The sequence below is a fragment of the Allobosea sp. 05L423 genome (assembly GCF_056397745.1).
Map to the genome: position 1 here is coordinate 744,940 of NZ_JBFTOA010000002.1, position 22,170 is coordinate 767,109.

Consider the following 22,170-nt stretch of genomic DNA (forward strand, 5'->3'; position numbering starts at 1 on the left):
ATGGCGGTGTTTTCGAGAACCGGAGCGGAGCGCGCATCAGTACGTGAGCACCGGAAGCGCAGAAAACGCCATCAATCGACCGCCGCAGCCGACTTGCCAAGCGGGCTCTCACATCTTGTGCAGCTCGGTCGGCATCATGTTGGTGTTGAGGTGGTACATCACCCACAGGGAACCGGAGAGCGCAATCGCCACGATGACGATCGTGAAGATCAGCGCCATCATCGTCCAGCCGCTTTCGGAGCGGCTGTTCATGTGCAGGAAGTAGACCATGTGGACGACGATCTGCACGGCGGCAAAGCCCATGATCACGATCGCGGTCAGCACCGAATTGCTGAGCACATCGTTCATGACCAGCCAGAACGGGATCGCGGTCAGGACAACCGAAAGAAGGAAGCCGGTGATATAGCCGCGCAGGCTGCCATGCGGCTCGCCATGGCCGCCGTGCCCGTCTTGATGCTCGGCGTGGTTCTGGCCAGCGCTCATTTCAGCACGCCCATCAGGTAGACGAAGGTGAAGACGCCGATCCAGACGACGTCGAGGAAGTGCCAGAACATGCTCAGGCACATTAGCCGGCGCCGATTGGCCTCGATCAGCCCGCGGCGCCTGACCTGGACCATCAGCACCGTCAGCCAGATCAGGCCGAAGGTGACATGCAGCCCATGCGTGCCGACCAGCGTGAAGAACGAGGACAGGAAGGCGCTGCGCATCGGCGTCGCGCCCTCATGGATCATATGCGCGAACTCGTAGAGCTCGATCGCGAGGAAGGCGAGCCCGAAGAGCCCGGTGACCACGAGCCAGGCCTGCATCGCCGCCTGCCGGCCCTTGTCCATAGCGAGCATGGCGAAGCCGTAGGTGATCGAGGAAAGCAGCAGCATGGTGGTGTTGACCGCCACCAACCTGAGGTCGAACAGGTCGGCGCCCGAAGGCCCCGCCGCATAGTTGCGCCCAAGCACGCCGAAGGTCGCGAAGAGAACTGCAAAAACCAGGCAGTCGCTCATCAGGTAGAGCCAGAAGCCGAGCATGGTCGAGCCGCCGGAGTGCTCGTGCTCGTCTTCCGTCACATAGAAGGCCGGAACACCGTTTGCAGCCTGCGCTTCCGCTCTCGCCTTAGCCATCATCGCCCCTCAGGCCCCGCTAAGCTGTTCGGTGCGCGAATCTTCTTCGCGCAGAACGGCTTCGGCCGGGATGTGGAAGTCGCGGTTGTAGTTGAAGGTATGCGCGATCGCCGTCGCCAGGACGCCGACGAAGCTCAGCGCCGCCAGCCACCAGATGTACCAGATCAAGGCGAAGCCGCAGATCGTCGCGAACCCCGCGATGATCAGACCGGCACTGGTGTTCCGCGGCATGTGGATCGGCCGGAAGCCGCCGAGCGGGCGCTTGTAGCCGCGCTTCTTCATGTCGGCCCAGGCGTCGAGGTCATGCACGATCGGCGTGAAGGCGAAGTTGTAGGCCGGCGGCGGCGACGAGGTCGACCATTCCAGCGTGCGCCCGTCCCAGGGATCGCCGGTCGTATCGCGCAACTCCTCGCGGCGCAGGATGCTGACGCCGATCTGGATGATGAAGCACAGGATGCCGAGCGCGATCAGCACCGCTCCTGCAGCCGCGAGCACGAACCAGATCTGGAGCGAGGGGTCTTCGAAACGGCTCAGGCGCCGCGTCACGCCCATCAGGCCGAGCACATAGAGCGGCATGAAGGCAACGTAGAAGCCGATCACCCAGAACCAGAAGGAGAGCAGGCCCCAGAACCGGTCGAGCTTGAAGCCGAAGGCTTTCGGGAACCAGTAGGCGATGCCCGCGAAGACGCCGAAGACCACGCCGCCGATGATGACGTTGTGGAAATGGGCGATCAGGAACAGGCTGTTGTGCAGCACGAAATCGGCCGGCGGCACCGCCAGCATGACGCCGGTCATGCCGCCGATGACGAAGGTCAGCATGAACGCGACGAGCCACATCATCGGCAGCTCGAAGCGGATGCGGCCACGATACATCGTGAACAGCCAGTTGAAGATCTTCGCGCCCGTCGGGATCGAGATGATCATCGTCGTGATGCCGAAGAAGGAGTTCACGCTGGCGCCCGAGCCCATCGTGAAGAAGTGATGCAGCCAGACGAGATACGACAGGATGGTGATGACCACCGTCGCATAGACCATCGAGGCGTAGCCGAAGAGGCGCTTGCCGCAGAAGGTCGAGGCCACCTCCGAATAGACGCCGAATATCGGCAGGATGAGGATGTAGACCTCGGGATGGCCCCAGATCCAGATCAGGTTCACGTACATCATCGGGTTGCCGCCGAGGTCGTTCGTGAAGAAGTTGGTGCCGACATAACGGTCGAGCGTCAGCAGCGCGAGCGTCGCCGCCAGGATCGGGAAGGTCGCGACGATCAGCACGTTGGTGCACAGCGCCGTCCAGCTGAAGACCGGCATCTTCATCAAGTCCATGCCGGGCGCGCGCATCTTCACGATGGTCGCGATCAGGTTGACGCCCGACAAGGTGGTGCCGACGCCCGCGATCTGCAGCGCCCATAGGTAATAATCCATGCCGACCCCGGGCGAGTAGGCAGCCCCCGAGAGCGGCGGATAGGCAAGCCAGCCCACCTTGGCGAATTCACCGACGAAGAGCGACATCATCACCAGAACGGCGCCGCCCACCGTCATCCAGAAGCTGAAATTGTTCAGGAAGGGGAAGGCGACGTCGCGGGCGCCGATCTGCAGCGGCATGACGTAGTTCATCAGGCCCGTGACGAAGGGCATCGCCACGAAGAAGATCATGATCACGCCATGGGCCGTGAAGATCTGGTCGTAATGGTGCGGTGGCAGGTAGCCCTCGTTGCCGGCGAAGGCGATCGCCTGCTGGCCGCGCATCATCAGCGCGTCGGCGAAGCCGCGCAGCAGCATGATCACGCCCAGGATCATGTACATGATCCCGATCTTCTTGTGGTCCACGCTGGTGAACCACTCGTGCCAGAGATAGCCCCAGAGCTTGTAGCGGGTGACGAGCGCGATGAGCGCCAGTCCGCCGAGCGCGACCGCCGCGAAGGTCCCGAGCAGGATCGGCTCGTGATAGGGGATCGCTTCGAGCGTGAAGCGTCCGAACAGCAGCTTCCACCAGTCGGGGTAGGAGGTCATGGTTCCCTCGCTCGCTACGCGCGCAAGCGCTTCAGTTGGCGACGCGGGCGGTGACGCCCGCGGTGCCGTAGACATCGGTCGGCGTGCAGATCGCCGTCACGAAGGGTCGTGGCGGCATCGGCTGCCCGCCCCTGCGCACGCTCTTGTCGTACTCGAGCGATGCGACGATATGGATGCCTTCCTTGCCGCCGCCGCCCTTGGCATCCATCGCCATCATGTCGCGCGTGCACATCTTGGCGCGGTCGACACACATGTTGAGGATGGCGCCGAAGAGATCGGACGGGACGTCACGGAACTGGCGCACCGGCTCGCGCTCGCTGGGACGCTCCAGCACGAGATACTCCTCGCGCCCGAGCGGCTTGCCGTTGCCGATCGCGCCCTGCACCCACTCGCCGAAGCCCTTCTCGTCGACGCCCCGGAATCGGAAGCGCATGTCGGAGAAGCCGGCGCCGCTGTAGTTCGCAGAAAAGCCCTCGAAATCGCCGGGATGATTGATCACGGCGTTGAGCTTCGTCTGCATGCCCGGCATCGCGTAGATCTGGCCGGCGAGCGCCGGAATGAAGAGCGAGTTCATCACCGAAGAGGAGGTGATGCGGAACTCGATCGGCTGATCGACCGGCGCCACCACCTCGTTGAGCGAGGCGATGCCCTGCGCCGGGTAGAGGAACAGCCATTTCCAGTCGAGCGCCACGACCTGGATGACCAGCGGCTGCTTCCTGGGTCCGTTCCCGCCCGCTTTCGCTTCGACGGCCGGCTTGTTCGCGCTGATGCGGTCGAGCGGCCGATAGGGATCGAGCAGATGCGTGCCCATCCAGGTCATCGCGCCGATGATGACGATGATCAGCAGCGGCACCGACCAGATCACCACCTCGAGCGGCAGCGAATGGTTCCAGTCCGGGTGATAGGTGGCATTTGCCGAGGCGCGGTAGCGCCAGGCGAAGAAAATCGTCAGCGCCATCACCGGAATGATGATGAGCAGCATCAGCGCCGTGGAGGCGAGCATGAGGTTTCTTTGCTGCATCGCAACATCGCCCGACGGCGACAGCAATACCCACTGGCATCCGCCAAGCAGCGCAAAAACCGGCAAAGCCGCTAAAAATCGAAAGATCCGCAAGAGACTCGTGACCTCCCTCTTCCGGGAACAGCCGTTCTCTATTCCCATTCTTTCGCACCGCACATCGGACAATCTGTCCCATTGCGGCCGTTTGACGGGTGGCTTCTATCCACCGTATCCATTTGTATGAGGTGCGGGCAAGCCCGGTCGTTCCGGTGAGCCCCCCAGCGAGGAATTCGCGGTCATGAGCGCTGACGCGGCGAGCCATTCATCGGGGCATCTGACGGACGAGCACGGACGGGATCACGTGACGCCCGCCGATATCGCGCTCGGCGTCATCATCGGCCGGACGTCGGAGTATTTCGACTTCTTCGTTTTCGGCCTCGGCTGCGTGCTGGTCTTCCCCGAACTGGTCTTCCCCTTCGTCGACCGGCTCACCGGCACGCTCTACGCCTTCGGCATCTTCGCACTCGCCTTCGTGACGCGCCCCTTCGGCTCGGTGCTGTTCTTCGCGATCGACCGGCGCTACGGCCGGGCGACCAAGCTCACCGCGGCGCTGTTTCTCCTCGGCGGCTCGACGGCCGCCATCGCCTTCCTGCCGGGCTACGAGACGATCGGCATCTGGTCCGTCGTCATCCTCGCCGGTTTCCGCCTGCTGCAGGGCATCGCGCTCGGCGGCGCCTGGGACGGGCTGTCCTCGCTGCTCGCCCTCAACGCGCCGCCTAACCGGCGCGGCTGGTATGCGATGCTGCCGCAGCTCGGCGCTCCCTTCGGCTTCATCCTCGCCGCCGGGCTCTTCGCCTATTTCGAAGGCGCACTCTCGAAGGAGGACTTCCTCGGCTGGGGCTGGCGCTACCCCTTCTTCGTCGCGCTGACGATCAACGTCGTGGCCCTGTTCGCCCGGCTGCGCATGGTCGCGACCCATGAATTCGCCGAGTTGATGGAAACGCGCGAGCTGGTGCCGGTGCCGGTGTCCGAACTCATCCGCGCCCATGGCTGGACGCTCGTCATCGGCGCCTTCGTGCCGCTGGCGAGCTTCGCGCTCTTTCACCTCGTCACCATCTTCCCGGTGAGCTGGATCAACCTCTACACCGACCGCTCCGTCTCGGAGTTCCTGCTGGTCCAGGGCGCGGGCGGCGTGGTCGGAGCGGGCGCGATCGTCACATCCGGCCTGATCGCCGACCAGATCGGCCGTCGCAACACATTGCTCCTGTCCGGCTCGATGATCGCGCTGTTCAGCCTGTCGAGCATCGTCGCACCTCTGCTCTTCGGCGACAGCCTGGCGGGCCAGACGATCTACGTCATCATCGGCTTCGGCCTGCTCGGCCTCTCCTACGGCCAGACGGCCGGCGCGGTCGCCTCGAGCTTCGGCACGCAGTATCGCTACACCGGCGCGGCCCTGACCTCCGACTTCGCCTGGCTCATCGGCGCCGGCTTCGCGCCGCTGGTGGCGCTGACCGTGTCGAGCACCTTCGGCCTCGCCTGGGTCGGCGTCTACCTGCTCTCCGGCGCGCTCTGCACGCTGGCGGCGCTGACGATCGACCGCAGGCTGGAGAGCCGCTACGGCTGAGCGGCCTTCAGCGCGTCATTCTCGGGCGACCGCAGGGAAACCCGAGAATCGTCACGAGGTTTGGGTTCCCGACCGGGCTTGTCCAGTGATGCTCGGGTCAAGCCCGAGCATGACGGTTATGGCCGCGATCAGCGCCCCGTCCAGTTGGGCGGACGCTTGCCGAGGAAGGCTTCCATGCCCTCGCGGAAATCGGCGCTGGTGTAGCAGAGCGTCACCAGATCACGGCCGTCGAGCCCTTCGGCGGTCGCGGCCGTCAAACGGCGCATCGCTTCCTTGGTGGCGCGCATGGTCAGCGGCGCATGGCCGGCGATGGTCTGCGCCAGCGCGCCCGCCCGGTCCATCAGCGCAGCGTGGTCCGGCAGCAGCTCGCTGTAGAGACCGATGCGCTGCCCCTCCTCCGCCTCGACAAGCCGCGCGGTGAAGACGATGTCCTTGACCCGCGCCGGGCCGAGCATCGCGTAGAGCCGCGCATAGTTCTCCATCGACAGGCAGTTGCCGAGCGTGCGCGCGATCGGGAAGCCGAAGCGCGCCGTCAGGCTCGCGATCCTGAGATCGCAGGCGAGCGCGATCGCCGCGCCGCCCCCCGTCACCGCGCCGGAAATCGCGGCGAGTGTCGGCACCGCACAGCGCTCGATCGTCCCGATCACGGTCTCGATGCGCTCCTCATAGGCGAGCGCGTCGTCGGCACTCTCGAAGGCGCGGAACTGGGAGATGTCGGTGCCGGCGCCGAACGCCTTGTCGCCGGCCCCGGTCATGATGATCACGCGCGGATCGCCATGATCGGCCGGATCGCGGCAGATCTCGGCAATGCGCTCATACATCGCGAAGGTCAGCGCGTTGCGCGCCTGTGGCCGGTTGAGCGTGATCGTGCCGACCCCATTCTCGACCGCATATCGAATTTCGTCGCTCACTTGAGGGTCTCCGTCAGATCACGCCTTCGGCCCGCAGTCTTGCGAGCCCTGCTTCGTCATAGCCGAGCCCGGCCAGGATCTCGTCATTATGCGCTCCGGCCGAAGGCGTCGGGGTCGCGACATCGGCGGGCGTGCGCGACAGCGTCACCGGCTGGCCGACGAGGCGGATATCGCCGAGCTCGGGGTGGCTCACCGGCCTGGCGATGCCGAGATGGCGCACCTGCGGGTCCTCGAACATCTCGTCGACCGCATAGATCGGCCCCGCCGGAACGCTGTTGCGATCCATCGCCTCCAGCCAATGAGCGCTGTCGGCCTCGGCGAATATCTCCTCGATCACCTCCCTCAGCTCCGGCCGGCGCGCAAAGCGTTTCTCCATGCTGTCGTAGCGAGCATCCGCGCCCCATTCCGGCCGTCCGATCGCGCGGCAGAAGGAACGCCATTGTTCCTCGCCTCCGACGCCGAGATTGATCGCGCCGTCACGCGTCCGGTAGACGCCCATCGGCGTCTGGTAGGGGTGATCATTGCCGGCCTGCGGCGGAACGGAGCCTTCGACGAGATAGCGCGCCGCCTGGAAATCCATCATCGCGATCTGGGCTTCGAGCAGCGAAGTCTGCACCCACTGGCCCTTTCCGGATGCGGCGCGCTCCTGCAGCGCCACCAGCGCGCCGACAGCGCCGTAGAGTCCCGCCGAGGAATCGGCGAGCGCGATGCCGGCCCGGACCGGCCCCTGCCCCGGCAGGCCGGTCACCGACATCATCCCGCCCATGCCCTGCGCGATCTGATCGAAGCCCGCGCGGGTCCGGTATGGGCCGGACTGGCCGAAGCCGGAGATCGAGACCAGAATCAGCCGTGGATTGCGGGCGTGCAGCGTCTCGAAATCGAGCCCGAGCCGTTCCTTCACATCGGGCCGGAAGTTCTCGACGAGCAGATCGGCGTCGTCGACGAGCCTCATCAGGATCGCTCTGCCCTCCGGCGTCTTCAGATTGAGCGCCAGCGAGCGCTTGTTGCGGTGCAGGTTCTGCATGTCGTAGCCGAGGCGCGGCCCGCTCATGTTCTCGTTTGGATCGACGCCCGGCGGGCTTTCCACCTTGATCACGTCGGCGCCGAAATCGGCGAAGACGCGCACACAGGTCGGCCCCGCCCGCACCCGTGTCAGATCCAGCACGCGGAGGCCCGCAAGGGCTGTCGATGGTCTCGGCTGCGCCATTTTTCGTTCGCTCCTCCCGGTAGCGAACTATCCGGTTCTCTTCCCGAGCCCGTCAATCGCCTTGTGCATACTGCATGCAGACGTCGCGTGCATGACAGGAACCGCTTCATTTCCCGCGCTTCGGCTTCGTCATGGCGCCTTGTTCCGAGGAAGGCAGAGCCCGAAATTTTCCGCTTGAACCTGAAGTGGCTACAGCTTGTAGAGAAGAAGTCCCGCAGCGAAGCCAGACGGAGACTCAAGATATGGCCGCCCCATCCCCAGCCGAAACCAAGACCCTGTCCTGGAAGGTCGGCGGCATGGATTGCGCGAGCTGCGCGACGAAGATCCGCGGCGCGGTCGAACGCCTTCCGGGCGTCAGCGACGTCAGGCTCTCGGTGATGTCGGAGACGCTGACGCTCTCGCTCGACGCGGACCAGACCACGCCAGAGGCGATCGAGAAGCGCGTCAGCGGCCTTGGCTACACCACCGCGGCGCTGGCGAAGGCTCCGGTGGAAAAGCCGACCGCGAAGGGCAGCTGCTGCGGCCACGACCATCATGACCATGACCATGGCGGGCACCAGCATGACCATGCCGGGCACGAGCATGGCGACACCTGCCGCCCTGGCCATGCGCACGACCATGACCATGGCCACGATCACGCCGAACACAAGCATGGCCCGAAGGCGGCCAAGGCAGCCGCGGCCAATGACCATGGCCACGGCCTCCCCGGCCATGTCCATGAAGTGACGCCCGATGGCGCCCGCTGGTACCAGACTGGCAAGGGCCGCCTCGTCATCGGCACAGGCCTGCTTCTCGGCGCCGCCTACGCAGCCCGCCTGCTCTGGGCAGATATCGGTCACTGGGCCTTCATCCTGGCCTGTATCGTCGGTGTCCTGCCGGTCGCGCGGCGTGCCTTGGCAGCAGCCCGCGCCGGCATTCCCTTCACCATCGAGATGCTGATGACGATCGCCGCCATCGGCGCGCTCTTCATCGGCGCAGCCGAGGAAGCGGCGCTGGTCGTCTTCCTCTTCGCCGTGGGCGAGGTTCTCGAAGGCGTCGCAGCCGACCGCGCCCGCGCCTCGATCCGGGCACTGGGCGATCTCGTTCCCAAGACCGCCCTCGTCGAGGAGAACGGCGCGACCCGGCAGGTCGATGCCGCCAGCCTGAAAATCGGCCAGATCGTGCTCGTCCGCCCGGGCGACCGCATCCCGGCCGACGGCGAGATCACCGACGGCATCTCCGGCATCGACGAGAGCCCGGTCACCGGCGAATCCGTGCCGAAGACCAAGGGCATCGGCGAGCCCGTCTTCGCCGGCTCGGTCAACCGCGAGGCCGCGCTGCGCGTACGCGTCGACAAGGCGGCCGAGGACAACACCATCGCCCGCATCATTCGCCTCGTCGAGGAGGCGCAGGAAGCGCGCGCGCCGACCGAGCGCTTCATCGACCGCTTCTCGCGCTGGTACATGCCGGCCATCGTCGGGCTTGCGCTGCTGGTCGCGCTCGTACCGCCGCTCGCGTTCGGGGCTGAATGGTCGGTCTGGATCTACCGGGCTCTGGCTCTGCTGCTGATCGGCTGCCCCTGCGCGCTGGTCATTTCGGTGCCGGCCGCGATCGCCGCCGCGCTTTCGGCCGGCGCCCGCCAGGGCCTGTTGATGAAGGGCGGCGTCGTCATCGAGACCGCCGCCAAGACCGGCCTCGTCGCCTTCGACAAAACCGGAACGCTGACTCAAGGCAAGCCGCGTGTCACCGACGTCGTCGCCCTCGCCGTCAGCGAAACGGAGGTCCTGGCGCTGGCCGCCGCCGTCGAGCACGGTTCCGCCCATCCGCTCGCCGAAGCCGTGCTCGAACGCGCCCGCGCCGACGGCATCGCCTATGCGCCGGCGGCCGAGGCAGCGGCCCTCGCGGGCCAAGGCGTCACGGGCAGCGTCGGCGGCCGTTCGATCTTCGTCGGTGCTCCCCGCCACGCGGAAAAGCGGGCTGCGTTCGACAAACGCGCACGCCTTGCCGCCGAGGAGCTTGAAGCCGCCGGCAAGACCGTCGCTGCCGTGGTGGTCGATGGCGCGCTCGCCGGCTTCATCGCCTTGCGTGACGAGCCACGGGAGGATGCCGCCGCCGCCATCGCCGAGCTCAAGGCGATGGGCATCCGCTCGGCCATGCTCACCGGCGACAATGCCCGCACGGGCGCCGCAATCGCAGGCCAGCTCGGCATGGAGCACAAGGCCGAGTTGATGCCGGACGACAAGGTCACAGCGATCAAGGCTTTCGCTTCGCAAACCCCGGTGATGATGGTCGGTGACGGCATCAACGACGCGCCGGCCCTTGCGGCGGCCAGCATCGGCGTCGCCATGGGCTCAGGGACCGATGTCGCGCTGGAGACTGCCGATGGCGCGGTCTTGAAGAGCCGCGTCCGCGACGTCGCGGCGCTGATCCGGCTGGCGCGCGCGGCGATGGCCAACATCCGCGCCAACATCACGATCGCGCTCGGACTGAAGGCCGTGTTCCTGGTCACCAGCGTGCTGGGCTACACCGGCCTCTGGGTCGCGATCCTCGCCGACACCGGCGCGACCGTCATCGTGACCGCCAACGCGCTGAGGCTGCTGCGCTTCGACGCAGGCAAGACCGGCTGACAACCGAAGCTGGATCGAACCTCGAACAACGGAGCCGGGCAGAAGGCCCGGCTTCACCGCGTCTAGACTCTGATGTCGGCGAAGGCCCCGTTCCGGCGTTCGTTCTTCGCTTCCATCTGCCGGAGCATCTCTTCGCGGACCTTGGCCATCACGTCGGCCTTGGCCTTCGAATCGAGTTTGTTGAACTGCTCCTCGGTCATGCCGAGCTTGTCGAGGATCGCCTTCTGGACCCGCTCTTCCGGCGTCATCCGGGCGATCTTCAGGAACTCGGCCTCGGTCGAGGACGAGGAGGCCGCGGTGGAGGCGGTGGAATCCTGCTTCGAGTCGCCTTCCGCCGTCGGCTTGGTCGCATAGGCAGTGGGTAGATTGATCGGCCAGTTCGAGGTCGAGAACGAGACGGACATCGCGCGCTCCTTTCTGCTGGGCAGGGACACGCAATCTCCGGACCGCCTCTGGAAATCAAGAATTTATCCGCGATTTCAATTCACTACCTGATCAGCAACGAGAAGAAGCGATTGCCGTGCCCAGCGAATCCGGCAATTTCTGCCCGGCAAACATCGCCTCCCGCCTGGATTAGACGGGCGATCGGCAACCGCCTCGGCCGCGCGGGCCGCGGCTCATTTTGCAACGCAAAATTGCCGCACCCGAACGGTGCTCGATTGAGCAAGTGCAATATGCCCACCAGATAGTCAGACGATACGGCGCCTGTCCCAGAATGGCGTCACTGCCCAATTCATAGGCAGAGAATCAACCATATTTCGGCCACAACCCTTACCTGAGCGCAGGTCGACCTCACAAAAATGACCGGAAACTTAATTGGCCATGCGAAAAAAGCATAACAGAGCTGACCAGCAGCCACTGTTAGAGGCAATCGGCCTCCCTTATATGCACTGCACAACGAAATTATCGCTGTGGGCACCGCCCCGCTCCGGAATACGCAAGGAAAACCACCATGTTCGTCACGATGATCGCCGCCAAAATTCGAGCCTACCTCCGCTATCGCGAGACCGTTCGCGAGCTGTCCCGCCTGACCGACCGCGAGCTCGACGATCTCGGCCTGTCGCGCTCGGAGATCACCTTCATCGCCCGCTCGCACGCGTCGGCCTGAAGACCCTGATTTCGAACCGCCGCGCATCGGCGCGGTGCGTTCTGTGTAGTTTCTCCCGGGTTCGGGTTTCCCCTCCCCCCGAACTTGGTCGAAGAGCGAATGCCCGCCTCACGGCGGGCATTTTGCATTTCAGGCCTGCTTCTCGCTTGACCTCGAAGCCTGCTGCGGACACATCGCAGCCATGGAACCAGTACACATCATCGGCGGCGGTCTCGCCGGCTCCGAAGCCGCCTGGCAGATCGCCGAGGCCGGCGTCCCGGTCGTCATCCACGAGATGCGCCCCGTGCGCGGTACCGACGCGCACAAGACCGACGGGCTCGCCGAGCTCGTCTGCTCGAACTCCTTCCGCTCCGACGATTCGTCCAGCAACGCGGTCGGCCAGCTCCATTGGGAGATGCGCCGTCTCGGCTCGCTGATCATGGCCAAGGGCGATGCCCATCAGGTGCCGGCAGGCGGCGCGCTCGCGGTCGACCGCGACGGCTTCTCGCAGGCCGTCACCGCCGCGCTGGAGAGCCATCCGCTCGTCACCATCGACCGCGGCGAGATCGCCGGCCTGCCACCGGCCGAATGGGACAATGTCGTCATCGCCACCGGTCCTCTGACCTCGCCTGCCCTGGCGCAGGGCTTGCAGTCGCTGACCGGCGAAGATTCGCTCGCCTTCTTCGACGCCATCGCGCCGATCGTCCATTTCGATTCGGTCGACATGGACCAGGCCTGGTTCCAGTCACGCTACGACAAGGCGGGGCCGGGAGGCACCGGTGCCGACTACATCAACTGCCCGCTCGACCGCGACCAGTACGAGGCCTTCATCGACGCGCTGCTCGCCGCCGAGAAGACCGAGTTCAAGGAGTGGGAGGGCACGCCCTATTTCGACGGCTGCCTGCCGATCGAGGTGATGGCCGAACGTGGCCGCGAGACCTTGCGCTGGGGCCCGATGAAGCCGGTCGGCCTCACCAACAAGCATAACCCGACCGTCAAGGCCTATGCCGTGGTGCAGTTGCGCCAGGACAATGCGCTCGGCACGCTGTTCAACATGACCGGCTTCCAGACGAAGCTGAAATATGGCGAGCAGGCCGCGATCTTCCGGATGATCCCGGGCCTGCAGAATGCCGAGTTCGCTCGGCTCGGCGGCATCCACCGCAACACCTATCTGAACTCGCCGAAGCTGCTCGACGGGCACCTGCGGCTCAAGGCCGATCAGCGCCTGCGCTTCGCCGGTCAGATCACCGGTTGCGAGGGCTATGTCGAGAGCGCCGCCACCGGGCTCCTCGCCGGACGCATGGCCGCAGCCGAGCGGCTTGGCCGCGAGCTGCCGCTGCCGCCTGCGACGACGGCTCTCGGCGCGCTGGTCAATCACATCACCGGCGGCCATATCGTCACCATCGACGAGGGGCCCCGCTCCTTCCAACCGATGAACATCAATTTCGGGCTGTTCCCGCCGATCGAGGGCGTTGCGACGACCGGCCCCGACGGCAAGCGCCTGAAGGGCCCGGCCAAGAGCGTCGCCCGCAAGCAGGCGCTCACCGCGCGCGCAAAGGTCGAGATGGACGCCTGGACGAGCAGCGTCGAGGCGAAGGCAGCCGAGTAGAACACTCCGTCATTCCGGGACAGGCCGAAGGCCTGAGCCCGGAACCCATGAACACGACGCCGTTCCAGAGGCTCATGCTCGCCCTTGTGACGAGCATCCACGTCTGCTCGAGACAGGCCCGGCCATGGCGGCAAACGGCATGCTCATGGGTTCCGGGCTCTTCGCCGACGCGAAGCCCTGGAACGACGATATGCTTCCGCGTCGCGAGATGCTCGGGTTTGGCCCGAGCGCGACGGCGCTTGCTTCTAAGCTTTCCGCGCCGCCCGCCACAGGATCCACTGTCGGCGCCAGGCCGGCAGGGTGATGATGGTCCGGTAGGGATCGTATCCCCTCGCCTCCATCCGCCGGAGATAGGGCTCCACCAGAGCCACCGGCAGGAAGGCCGGCTTCAGCGTCGGCGGAATCGACTCGCCGAGGCTCGCGAGCTTCTTCAGGTGGTTGCGGGCGATCTCGCGCAGTTCCTTGAGCGTGTAGAGCACGCCCGGGCCGCCCCGCCCGCGCACGATGTCGTCACGCGTGACGCCGTTGCGGGAAAGGATGTCCGCCGGCAGGTAGACCTGCCCTTCGGCCGCATGCCACGGGAAAGCGCGCATCAGCCCGGTCAGCGCATAGGCGACGCCGGCATGGCCGCAGGCCGTCGCCCCGCCCGGATCGCGTCCGCCTGCCAGGATCAGGCAGGCGAGTCGGATCAAGGCGCTGGAGGTTTCGCCGGCATAGCCCTCCAGGTCGCGGAGAGAGGGCATCGGATCGTCGTAAAGGTCGAAGATCCGGGCATCGATCAATGCCGTCAGCGGCGCGATCGGCAGGCGGTAGCGCCGGACCGTGTCGAGCAGGGCCGCGGCCACGGGATGCGCCTGCGTCTCGCCGGCCGGCTGGCCTTCCAGCACGTCGCGCCACCATTGCAGCCTGACCTCGCCCGGCAGCGGCTCGCTGACCAGCGCCCTTACCCGTGCAATCTCGAGGCTGAAGGCATAGAGGGCGTAGAGCGCCGCCCGGCGGTCTTCGGAGGCGTAGAGACCGGCGATATAGCGATCCTGATCCTGCTCGCGCACGAGCGTCGCGCAATGGGCATAAGCCTCCGGCAAGCGCGCCGGCGCGATCTCCCTGCGATCATCAGTCTCGGTCTGCGGCATTGTCCCGCCTCGGCCCGCCATCGTTAGGCCGCCCCTAATGTAGGGCACTCGCCCTGCCCCTGCTACGCGTCGCTCGCATGGCCGGCTTTCCAAACTGCCGGCAGGGTTCCTAGTCGATCGCGATCAACGCAGCGGCGACGCGTCGGTCCTCTGCGACGAGGATATTGTAGGTGCGGGCAGCCGCGCCTGTCGCCATACCCTCGACGGTGATCCCGGCCAGCCTCAGCGGATCACGCAGAACGGGCGGAATGAAGGCAATGTCGGCCCCTGTCCCAATCAACAGGAAGTCGATGCTCTCGGCCTCGTCCAGCACCGGCTGCAGGCTCTCGATCGTCACCTCGGAAAAGCGCGTCACCGGCCAGATGCGGATGCCCGCCGGCGTCGCGATAATCGAGCCCTTGTGGCTCATCTCCGCGAAGCGGAAACCGCCCGCCCCGATCGCGTCGAGCGGGAAACGGCCGGGAACGAAGCCGTCGAAGCGCGGCATGAAGCCGCTCAGGCCTTCGCCTTGGCGGCCGACGAAGCCTTGGCGCGCGCCGCCTCCTGCGCTTCCTCGCGGGCGCCGGCCGAGCGGACATCCATATAGAGCAGCACCGGCGTCGAGATGAACATCGCCGAATAGGTGCAGATCACCACGCCGAAGAGCATCACGAGCGCGAAGCCCTCGATCGCGGTGCCGCCGAACAGCACCAGCGCCAGCAGCGACAGGAAGGTCGTCGTCGCCGTCATCGCCGTGCGCGACAGGGTCGAGTTGACCGACAGGTCGAGAAGCTCGGCAACCGGCATCGTCTTGTAGCGGCGCAGCAGCTCGCGGGTACGGTCGAACACCACGACGGTCTCGTTCAACGAGTAGCCGACGATGGTCAGGATCGCCGCGATCGAGGTCAGATTGAACTCGAGCTGGGTGATCAGGAAGAAGCCGATCGTGAGCACGATATCGTGCAGCGTGCCGAGGATCGCGCCGATCGCCAGCGGCATCTCGAAGCGGAACCAGAGATAGATCAGCACGCCGACGATCGCGAGCACGACGCCGAGCGTTCCCGCCTGCACCAACTCGCCCGAAACACGCGGGCCGACCGTCTCGACGCGGCGGAATTCATAGTTCGAGGCGAAGGCCTCCCGTGCCTTCACCACGACAGCCTGCTGAGCCGTCTCGCCGCCCGGCTGCATGCCGAAGCGCATCGAGACCTCGCCGCCCGTGCCGAATTCCTGCACCTCCGCTTCGCCGAAGCCGAGCCCGTTCGCGGTATGGCGGATCTGGCCGATGTCGACGGCGCCCGCCTTCGACTGCATCTCGATCAGCGTACCGCCTTTGAAGTCGATGCCGAAATTCAGGCCGACCGTCAGGAACAGCACGATCACGAGGACCGAATAGGCAGCCGACAGCGGATAGCTGAAGCGACGGAACCAGACGAATTTGAAGCGGGTGTTATCGGGAACGATACGAAGCAGGCGCATGCGCATGGCCAATCTCCTGAAGGGTTGGCAGCGTCAGAACGGGAGGTGCTTGGGCTTGGCCCAGCGATACCAGAGCGCGATCAGCATCCGGGTCAGCGTCACCGCCGTGATGACGGTGGTGAGGATGCCCAGGATGAACACGACCGCGAAGCCGCGCACCGGGCCGGAGCCGAGCGAGAACAGCGCCACCGCCGCGATCAGCATGGTGACGTTGGAATCGATGATCGTGGCGAAGGCGCGCTGGAAGCCGGCCTCGAGGGCCGAGACGAGGCTGCGTCCCTGATGTTCCTCCTCGCGCATGCGTTCATAGATCAGAACGTTGGAGTCGACCGCCGTGCCGATGGTCAGCACGATGCCGGCGATGCCGGGCAGCGTCATCGTCGCGCCGAGGAAGGACATCAGCCCGAAGATCAGGCCGACATGGACCAGCAGCGCGATGCTCGCGATCAGGCCGAAGATGCCGTAGGTCGCCAGCATGTAGATCACCACCATCACGGTCGCGATCAGGGTCGCCATCTTGCCGGCGCGGATCGAGTCGGCGCCGAGGCCGGGGCCGACGGTGCGTTCCTCGACAATGGTCATCTTGGCGGGCAGTGCGCCGGCGCGCAGCAGGATCGAGAGGTTGTTGACCTGCTCGACCGTGAAGTTGCCGGAGATCTGGCCCGAGCCACCCGTGATCGGCGACTGGATCACCGGCGAGGAGATCACCTTGTTGTCGAGCACGATCGCCAGCGGGCGGCCGAGATTCTCCGTGGTGATCTGGCCGAAGCGCTGGGCGCCGCGGATGTTGAAGCGGAAGTTCACGATCGGCTGGCCGCTGCGCGAATCGAAGGCCGGCTGCGCGTCGATCAGGTCGGCGCCGTCGACCGATGGCTGGCGCAGCACCGGGACGGTCTGACCGCCGGCATCCTGCGAGGGCAGCATGTCGACTTCGCTGCTGTTGGCGTCGCCGACGAGGCGGAACTCCAGCTTGGCCGTGTCGCCGAGGATCTGCTTCAGGCGCTGCGGATCCTGCAGGCCCGGCACCTGGACCAGGATGCGGTCGAGGCCCTGGCGCTGGATGTTCGGCTCGGTCGTGCCGAGCGCGTCGACGCGCCGGCGCAGAACCTCCATCGCCTGCTCGACGGCGCGGCGGATACGCTCGTTCGAGCCGGCTTCCGTCACCGTCAGCTGGATCAGCCCGTCAGGCTGCTCGGCAATGGCGATCGACTGGTTGCCCGAAGGGCCGAAGGCGCCGAGCGTGCCAATCGGCTGGGCGAGTTCGCGCAGCTTCGGCAGCACGCGGGCGCGCTCGGCCGCGTCCGGGACGCGCACCTGCACACCGCGTGTCGTGGTCTGGATGCCACCTTGAATGCTGATGCGCTCTTCGCGCAGGACGCGGCGGACGTCGTCGCGCAGCTGGGTCACCTGGCTGCGGACCAGCTCGGCCCGGTCGATCTCGAGCAGGACGTGCGAACCGCCCTGCAGGTCGAGGCCGAGCACCACCGCATGGATCGGCAGGAAGATGCGCGGAATCCAGGACGGCGCGTTCTCGGCAATGGACTTGCGCGTCTCCGGGGAGAACAGGTTCGGCACGGCGAGCCCGCAGCCGACGATCAGCACGAGCAGGACGAGAATGACCTTGCGGGCCTGGAGACGAAGCATCTGCGTGAACAGCCTTGTTGTCGTGCCTCAGATCACGTCGCATTCGGACGCTTCCGTCCGAATGCGAAAACGCGATCGATTGTCAAAGTCAGCTTTTGACCGGCTCGCTCTTGGAGCGGACGTCCTGAATCATGCCGCGCACGATGCGCACGCGCACGCCATCGGCAATCTCGGCCTCCAGCTCGCCGTCGTCGACGACCTTCGACACCTTCGCGATCAGGCCGCCCGAGGTCACGATCGTGTCGCCGCGGCGGACGTTCTTGATCATCTCCTGATGGGTCTTCGCCCGCCGCTGCTGCGGCCGGATGATCAGGAACCACATGATAACGAAGATCAGCAGGAACGGCACGAGCTGGATCAGCATGTCGGCGCCGCCACCGGCTCCTGTCGCCTGGGCGAAAGCGGGGGTGATCACTGAAGGACTCCTCTCTAACGACGGCGCAGCAGGCCGCCGGCCGCAAGACGCGGCAATAGCATCGCCCGGCCAAAATCGCGCGGACTATAGCCAGCAACGCCGTGAAATCAATCGGACATGCCCGGTCTCTCGGGCATGGCTCCTCACCTATGGGCTTGCTGCCATTCGCGCAATGCCCCTTGCGCTCGATCCACGACGCGGTTTAGCTAGCCATCGGAACCGTACCGGACGGTACGGTACGGTTCGACAGGATGAAACGAAGGCGCCAGTGCCATGACCACGACCGCGATCACCCCCGACCAGACCCTCGCGACGCTGCTGCGGATCGCCGATGCGCTCGAGCGCATCGCTCCGCCGCGGCACAAGCCGGCCGACCTCAAGGCCGCCGACGCCTTCGTCTGGCAGGCGGCAGGCTCGGAGCTGGTGCCGGTGCCGAAGGTCAACCGCGTGGCGCTTTCGCTGCTGCGCGGCGTCGACCGCGTCCGTGACACGCTGGCCGAGAACACCGAGCGCTTCGCCAAGGGCCTGCCGGCCAACAATGTGCTGCTCTGGGGCGCGCGCGGCATGGGCAAGTCCTCGCTGGTCAAGGCGGTGCATGCCGACACCAACCAGCATCTGCCCAAGGGCGCCCTGCCGCTTAAGCTGATCGAGATCCACCGCGAGGACATCGAGAGCCTCCCTGCCCTGATGAGCCAGCTGCGCAACGATCCGCACCGCGCCATCGTCTTCTGCGACGATCTGTCCTTCGACAGCGACGACACATCCTACAAATCGCTGAAGGCGGTGCTGGACGGCGGCGTCGAGGGCCGGCCGGAGAATGTCGTCTTCTACGCCACCTCGAATCGCCGCCACCTGCTGCCGCGCGACATGATGGACAACGAGCGTGCGACCTCGATCAACCCGGGCGAGGCGATCGAGGAGAAGGTCTCGCTCTCGGACCGCTTCGGCCTCTGGCTCGGCTTCCACAAATGCAGCCAGGACGAGTATCTGGAGATGATCAACGGCTATGCCGGCCATTTCGGGCTAGCGGTCGGCCCCGAGGAGTTGCGCCGCGACGCTCTGGAATGGGCGACGACGCGCGGCTCCCGCTCCGGCCGCACCGCCTGGCAGTACATTCAGGACCTTGCCGGCCGGCTGGGCAAGAAGCTGGAGGGATGAGGATACGTCATTCTCGGGCTTGACCCGGGAATCTCATGACCAGAAGGCACCGGCTTCCGAGATACTCGGTCAAGCGCGAGCAGGACGGCCTGGGGCAAACGAAAACGGGGCGGCCCTTCCTGGGGCCGCCCCGTCCTTTTTTCGATCGGGAGGGTCTCGCGAACCGATCGAAGGCTTAAATCTTGCGCCCGGGCCCGGCTCAGTTGTTGAGGTAGGGCGTCGGGTCGACCGGGCTCGAGCCCTTGCGCAGCTCGAAGTGGAGCTGCGGCGAGGAGACGTTGCCGCTCTGGCCCGAATTCGCCACCACCTGGCCGCGCTTGACGGTGTCGCCGCGCTTCACCTTGAGCTCGCCATTGTGGGCGTAGGCCGAGACATAGCCGTTCGGGTGGCGGATCAGGACGAGGTTGCCGTAGCCCTTCAGCTCGCTGCCGGCATAGGCGACGGTGCCGCCCTCGGCCGCCTTGACCGGCGTGCCTTCCGGAACCGCGATGTTGATGCCCTCGTTGCCGCCCTTGCTGTAGCCGTTGATCACGCGGCCGCGAGCCGGCCAGCGGAAATCAGCCTTGTCACCCGAAGACGCCTCCTCTTCCTGCTTGGGCAGGCTGGCGGTGGTCTTCGGCTCGGATGCAGGCTCGGCCTTCGGGATCGCAGTCGGCTTCGGCACTGCGGTCGGCTTCGGCTCGGCGGCAGGCGCGTTCGCCACCACGACCGGCTTCGCCGGCTGCTGAGCAGGAGCGGCGGCTTTCACCGGCTGCTGGACGGGCGCGGGCTTCGCCTCAGCGGTAGGCTTCGCGGCGGGCACGGCCGCCACGGCGGTGCCGACCTTGCGGGCATCGGCCTTGGCCTTGGCTTCGGCAGCGAAACGGGCACGGGATTCGCGCATGGCCTGAGCGTCTGCTGCGGCCTTCGCCTTGGCTTCCGCGGCAGCGGTCGCCTTGGCATCGGCAGCGGCCTTGGCCTGTGCCTTCGCATCGACAACCGGAGCGGGCTGACGGACCGGAGCCGGGCCGGCGACGAAACGTTGCGAAGGAGCCGGAGCCGGGGCGGCCTGGGGGGCCGGCGCAGCAGCAGCAACCGAAGCGGGGGCGCCGCTCGCGTTATAAACCGGGATCGTGATCCGTGTGCCCGGCGGCACGTTGGCGCTGCTCAGCCCGTTGGCGGACATGAGCGCCGCACGCGGCACGCCGTAGCGCGACGAGATCATGTCGAGGTTTTCGCCCTGCGCGATCACGACCGGCGTGCCGCCCTGCGCCGACCAGCCGGTGGCGCTGCCGGAAACGGCCTGCGGCGGCGCCGAACTCAGCGCAACGGCAGACTGCGGCGGCGGCAGGGGCTGAGCCCGCACGACCGGGGCCGACGGAACCGGCTGCAGCGGCGCGCTGGCAGAGCGCCCGATCGAACCGGTGGTAGCCGGGTCGCGAGCAGGCGCCGGGGCCTGTGCAGTCCTGAAGGGGTTGTCGAAAGGAGTCTCGGTGAAGCGCAGCGCATCCGAGGAGCAGGCGCTGACACCGACGGCAAGCAGGCACACCGTCGAAAGGCGACGGAGAGCGCGATGATTGATCGATCCGGCTTGGCTACGCATGAACAGAGTACTCGCGAACGACGCAACTCGATGACGGTCATTAAACTCCCGTTGAGGTTACGAAAGCGTTTCGCTGGCGAAGCCGTCTTCACTTTTTTGGATTTTCGCCGGCGGCGCTGGCCCCCCTTGCCATGTCACCGCGCGCCGCCGGTTGGTGCGGCCAGGCGTCAGAGCGCGCGCGAAATCCCGGGCACCAGCGGCGGCAGGCGCAGCACCGGCCCGGTCGCATGGTCGAACTGGTCATCGCCGAGGCGCGTGACCACCACCCGCCGTGCCACCCCCTCGATTCGCAGGGCGCCGACCAGCCGCCCGCCATTCGACAGCCGCATCAGCAGCGCCTCGGGCACCGTCTGTGTGACACCGTTGACGAGGATACGGTCGAAGCGGCCGAGCGTGCGATCGGGCTGGAAACCGTCCGCATGGCGCAGATCGATCAGTTGGCCGAAACCGCTGCCGCTGACCCGCTCATGCGCGGCGAGCGCCAGCGAACGATAACGCTCCAGTGAAACCACCTCGCCGCCCAGCGCCGCGAGCAGCGCCGAGACGTAGCCGGAGCCCGTGCCGACTTCGAGGACGCGCGCGCCGATTTGCATATCGAGCGCGCCGAGCAGATTGGCGACGGTATGCGGCGCGGTCATCGTCTGGCCGCAGGGCAGCGGCACCGAGACGTCCTCGCGCGCGAGATCGGCAAAGCGGGACGGCGCGAACCGATCGCGCGGCACCCGCTCCATCGCGCGTAGCAGCGGGAGGTCGCGCACCCCCCGCGCCCTCAGCGACAGCAGGAAGGCGACGGTGCGTTCGCCCTCGCTGGCCGGCGCCTCCTCGCTCATACCCCCTCCCCACCGCCTCTCAGGCGAAGACCTGCGCGAAGCGGGTCAGTGTCGGCTCATGGGTCAGGTCGAGTTCCAGCGGCGTGATCGAGATTCGGTTCTCGGCCATCGCGCGCAGATCGGTGCCGTTCGCCGGCTCCTTGCGGCTGCGCTGGAAGGCGATCCAGTAATACGGATTGCCGCGCCCATCCTTGCGGGGCTCGAGCTGGACCAGTTCCTGATCGCGCCGGCCCTGCACCGTGACGGAGACGCCCTGCACCTCGCCCGGCCCCGCATTGGGGAAGTTGAGGTTGAAGAGCACGCCCTCGGGAATGCCCTCCTCCAGCAGCCGGCGGATGATGCCCGGCGCGTGATGCTCGGCGCAGTCCCAGCGGATATTGGTGCGGTCGCCCGGCGTATAGGCCTGACTGACGGCGATCGACGGGATGCCGAGCAGCGTGCCCTCCATCGCGGCCGCAATGGTGCCGGAATAGGTCACGTCCTCCGCGACGTTGGAGCCGCGGTTGACGCCCGAGAGCACGAGATCGGGCTTGGCCTCGGCCAGGATCGAGCGAACGGCCATTATGACGCAGTCGGTCGGCGTGCCCGCCACGGCAAAGCGCCTCTCGCTGATCTGGCGGAGTCTCAATGGGTTCGACAGCGACAGCGAATGGGCGACGCCGGACTGGTCGCTCTCCGGCGCCACGACCCAGACGTCGTCCGAAAGCTGGCGCGCGATCCGCTCCAGCACCTCGAGCCCTTCGGCATGGATGCCGTCGTCGTTGGTTACCAGAATACGCAT

At 66.3% G+C, this 22,170-nt stretch carries 20 protein-coding genes; 5 read left to right on the forward strand and 15 right to left on the reverse strand.

The window, feature by feature from the left end; genetic code table 11:
- Positions 1–108: 108 nt before the first annotated feature.
- The 4 genes from cyoD to cyoA are packed head-to-tail and all read right to left on the reverse strand — an operon-like array spanning position 109 to position 4,287.
- Complete coding sequence (gene cyoD, locus AC1DNE_RS07575; protein ID WP_476766382.1) at positions 109–483, reverse strand: cytochrome o ubiquinol oxidase subunit IV; 375 nt, start codon at positions 481–483, stop codon at positions 109–111.
- Positions 480–1,115 carry a cytochrome o ubiquinol oxidase subunit III gene (cyoC, locus tag AC1DNE_RS07580; protein ID WP_476766381.1) on the reverse strand — a complete coding sequence of 212 codons (636 nt, stop codon included), beginning with the start codon at positions 1,113–1,115 and terminating at the stop codon, positions 480–482. The genes cyoD and cyoC overlap by 4 nt, the downstream gene beginning before the upstream one ends.
- A gap of 9 nt (positions 1,116–1,124) precedes the next feature.
- Positions 1,125–3,125 carry a cytochrome o ubiquinol oxidase subunit I gene (gene cyoB / locus AC1DNE_RS07585; protein ID WP_476766380.1) on the reverse strand — a complete coding sequence of 667 codons (2,001 nt, stop codon included), beginning with the start codon at positions 3,123–3,125 and terminating at the stop codon, positions 1,125–1,127.
- A gap of 31 nt (positions 3,126–3,156) precedes the next feature.
- A complete protein-coding gene (cyoA, locus tag AC1DNE_RS07590) occupies positions 3,157–4,287 on the reverse strand; it encodes a ubiquinol oxidase subunit II (RefSeq protein ID WP_476766379.1) in 1,131 nt (376 codons plus the stop codon).
- Positions 4,288–4,423: 136 nt separating this feature from the next.
- On the opposite strand from cyoA, the gene AC1DNE_RS07595 reads away from it, so the two are divergent.
- Complete coding sequence (locus AC1DNE_RS07595; RefSeq protein ID WP_441470654.1) at positions 4,424–5,749, forward strand: MFS transporter; 1,326 nt, start codon at positions 4,424–4,426, stop codon at positions 5,747–5,749.
- A 128-nt stretch (positions 5,750–5,877) separates the two neighbouring features.
- Here AC1DNE_RS07595 and AC1DNE_RS07600 read toward each other — a convergent pair whose 3' ends face one another.
- Both AC1DNE_RS07600 and AC1DNE_RS07605 read right to left on the reverse strand, forming a co-directional pair.
- Entirely contained in the window at positions 5,878–6,660 is a 783-nt protein-coding gene (locus tag AC1DNE_RS07600) for an enoyl-CoA hydratase/isomerase family protein (protein ID WP_476766378.1), read from the reverse strand.
- Between the two features lie 13 nt (positions 6,661–6,673).
- Positions 6,674–7,867, reverse strand: coding sequence for a CaiB/BaiF CoA transferase family protein (locus tag AC1DNE_RS07605; RefSeq protein ID WP_476766377.1), 1,194 nt, complete (start codon positions 7,865–7,867; stop codon positions 6,674–6,676).
- Between the two features lie 242 nt (positions 7,868–8,109).
- Between AC1DNE_RS07605 and AC1DNE_RS07610 the strand changes: the two genes are divergently transcribed.
- Entirely contained in the window at positions 8,110–10,473 is a 2,364-nt protein-coding gene (locus tag AC1DNE_RS07610; protein ID WP_476766376.1) for a heavy metal translocating P-type ATPase, read from the forward strand.
- A 62-nt stretch (positions 10,474–10,535) separates the two neighbouring features.
- On the opposite strand, the gene AC1DNE_RS07615 is transcribed toward AC1DNE_RS07610, so the two are convergent.
- Entirely contained in the window at positions 10,536–10,877 is a 342-nt protein-coding gene (locus tag AC1DNE_RS07615; protein WP_441470658.1) for a hypothetical protein, read from the reverse strand.
- Between the two features lie 548 nt (positions 10,878–11,425).
- Here AC1DNE_RS07615 and AC1DNE_RS07620 point away from each other — a divergent pair.
- The gene (locus tag AC1DNE_RS07620; protein WP_441470659.1) at positions 11,426–11,581 is read left to right on the forward strand and encodes a DUF1127 domain-containing protein; all 156 of its coding nucleotides are present in this window, start codon (positions 11,426–11,428) and stop codon (positions 11,579–11,581) included.
- Positions 11,582–11,762: 181 nt separating this feature from the next.
- On the forward strand, positions 11,763–13,169 hold the full coding sequence (gene trmFO / locus AC1DNE_RS07625) for a methylenetetrahydrofolate--tRNA-(uracil(54)-C(5))-methyltransferase (FADH(2)-oxidizing) TrmFO (protein ID WP_441470660.1): 1,407 nt from the start codon (positions 11,763–11,765) through the stop codon (positions 13,167–13,169).
- A 245-nt stretch (positions 13,170–13,414) separates the two neighbouring features.
- On the opposite strand, the gene AC1DNE_RS07630 is transcribed toward trmFO, so the two are convergent.
- The 5 genes from AC1DNE_RS07630 to yajC form a co-directional block, all read right to left on the reverse strand.
- Positions 13,415–14,302, reverse strand: a complete 888-nt coding sequence (locus tag AC1DNE_RS07630) for a phytoene/squalene synthase family protein (protein WP_441470661.1) — start codon at positions 14,300–14,302, stop codon at positions 13,415–13,417.
- A gap of 109 nt (positions 14,303–14,411) precedes the next feature.
- A complete protein-coding gene (locus tag AC1DNE_RS07635) occupies positions 14,412–14,789 on the reverse strand; it encodes an Mth938-like domain-containing protein (protein WP_441470662.1) in 378 nt (125 codons plus the stop codon).
- A gap of 8 nt (positions 14,790–14,797) precedes the next feature.
- Positions 14,798–15,760 carry a protein translocase subunit SecF gene (gene secF / locus AC1DNE_RS07640; protein ID WP_441470747.1) on the reverse strand — a complete coding sequence of 321 codons (963 nt, stop codon included), beginning with the start codon at positions 15,758–15,760 and terminating at the stop codon, positions 14,798–14,800.
- Positions 15,761–15,793: 33 nt separating this feature from the next.
- Positions 15,794–17,404, reverse strand: coding sequence for a protein translocase subunit SecD (secD, locus tag AC1DNE_RS07645; protein WP_441470663.1), 1,611 nt, complete (start codon positions 17,402–17,404; stop codon positions 15,794–15,796).
- Positions 17,405–17,492: 88 nt separating this feature from the next.
- Positions 17,493–17,768: a preprotein translocase subunit YajC gene (yajC, locus tag AC1DNE_RS07650; RefSeq protein ID WP_441470748.1), complete on the reverse strand. Its 276-nt coding sequence runs from the start codon at positions 17,766–17,768 to the stop codon at positions 17,493–17,495.
- Positions 17,769–18,092: 324 nt separating this feature from the next.
- On the opposite strand from yajC, the gene AC1DNE_RS07655 reads away from it, so the two are divergent.
- On the forward strand, positions 18,093–18,977 hold the full coding sequence (locus AC1DNE_RS07655) for an ATP-binding protein (RefSeq protein ID WP_441470664.1): 885 nt from the start codon (positions 18,093–18,095) through the stop codon (positions 18,975–18,977).
- Positions 18,978–19,176: 199 nt separating this feature from the next.
- Here the strand turns inward: AC1DNE_RS07655 and AC1DNE_RS07660 are convergent, their stop codons facing one another.
- From AC1DNE_RS07660 to surE, 3 genes are all read right to left on the reverse strand, one after another.
- Entirely contained in the window at positions 19,177–20,559 is a 1,383-nt protein-coding gene (locus tag AC1DNE_RS07660; RefSeq protein WP_441470665.1) for a peptidoglycan DD-metalloendopeptidase family protein, read from the reverse strand.
- A gap of 167 nt (positions 20,560–20,726) precedes the next feature.
- A complete protein-coding gene (locus AC1DNE_RS07665) occupies positions 20,727–21,389 on the reverse strand; it encodes a protein-L-isoaspartate O-methyltransferase family protein (RefSeq protein WP_441470666.1) in 663 nt (220 codons plus the stop codon).
- 19 nt (positions 21,390–21,408) lie between these two features.
- Positions 21,409–22,170, reverse strand: a complete 762-nt coding sequence (gene surE, locus AC1DNE_RS07670) for a 5'/3'-nucleotidase SurE (RefSeq protein ID WP_441470667.1) — start codon at positions 22,168–22,170, stop codon at positions 21,409–21,411.

Excerpts from the sequence above, each read along its gene's own strand:
- AC1DNE_RS07660 (WP_441470665.1), bottom strand. The coding sequence starts at position 20,559 with ATGCGTAGCCAAGCCGGATCGATCAATCATCGCGCTCTCCGTCGCCTT.
- AC1DNE_RS07615 (WP_441470658.1), bottom strand. The coding sequence starts at position 10,877 with ATGTCCGTCTCGTTCTCGACCTCGAACTGGCCGATCAATCTACCCACT.
- AC1DNE_RS07605 (WP_476766377.1), bottom strand. The coding sequence starts at position 7,867 with ATGGCGCAGCCGAGACCATCGACAGCCCTTGCGGGCCTCCGCGTGCTG.
- AC1DNE_RS07610 (WP_476766376.1), top strand. The coding sequence starts at position 8,110 with ATGGCCGCCCCATCCCCAGCCGAAACCAAGACCCTGTCCTGGAAGGTC.
- AC1DNE_RS07655 (WP_441470664.1), top strand. The coding sequence starts at position 18,093 with ATGACCACGACCGCGATCACCCCCGACCAGACCCTCGCGACGCTGCTG.
- AC1DNE_RS07620 (WP_441470659.1), top strand. The coding sequence starts at position 11,426 with ATGTTCGTCACGATGATCGCCGCCAAAATTCGAGCCTACCTCCGCTAT.
- AC1DNE_RS07630 (WP_441470661.1), bottom strand. The coding sequence starts at position 14,302 with ATGCCGCAGACCGAGACTGATGATCGCAGGGAGATCGCGCCGGCGCGC.
- secD (WP_441470663.1), bottom strand. The coding sequence starts at position 17,404 with ATGCTTCGTCTCCAGGCCCGCAAGGTCATTCTCGTCCTGCTCGTGCTG.
- AC1DNE_RS07635 (WP_441470662.1), bottom strand. The coding sequence starts at position 14,789 with ATGCCGCGCTTCGACGGCTTCGTTCCCGGCCGTTTCCCGCTCGACGCG.
- yajC (WP_441470748.1), bottom strand. The coding sequence starts at position 17,768 with ATGCTGATCCAGCTCGTGCCGTTCCTGCTGATCTTCGTTATCATGTGG.
- cyoA (WP_476766379.1), bottom strand. The coding sequence starts at position 4,287 with ATGGGAATAGAGAACGGCTGTTCCCGGAAGAGGGAGGTCACGAGTCTC.
- AC1DNE_RS07665 (WP_441470666.1), bottom strand. The coding sequence starts at position 21,389 with ATGAGCGAGGAGGCGCCGGCCAGCGAGGGCGAACGCACCGTCGCCTTC.
- AC1DNE_RS07595 (WP_441470654.1), top strand. The coding sequence starts at position 4,424 with ATGAGCGCTGACGCGGCGAGCCATTCATCGGGGCATCTGACGGACGAG.
- surE (WP_441470667.1), bottom strand. The coding sequence starts at position 22,170 with ATGCGTATTCTGGTAACCAACGACGACGGCATCCATGCCGAAGGGCTC.
- trmFO (WP_441470660.1), top strand. The coding sequence starts at position 11,763 with ATGGAACCAGTACACATCATCGGCGGCGGTCTCGCCGGCTCCGAAGCC.
- secF (WP_441470747.1), bottom strand. The coding sequence starts at position 15,760 with ATGCGCCTGCTTCGTATCGTTCCCGATAACACCCGCTTCAAATTCGTC.
- cyoC (WP_476766381.1), bottom strand. The coding sequence starts at position 1,115 with ATGGCTAAGGCGAGAGCGGAAGCGCAGGCTGCAAACGGTGTTCCGGCC.
- cyoB (WP_476766380.1), bottom strand. The coding sequence starts at position 3,125 with ATGACCTCCTACCCCGACTGGTGGAAGCTGCTGTTCGGACGCTTCACG.
- cyoD (WP_476766382.1), bottom strand. The coding sequence starts at position 483 with ATGAGCGCTGGCCAGAACCACGCCGAGCATCAAGACGGGCACGGCGGC.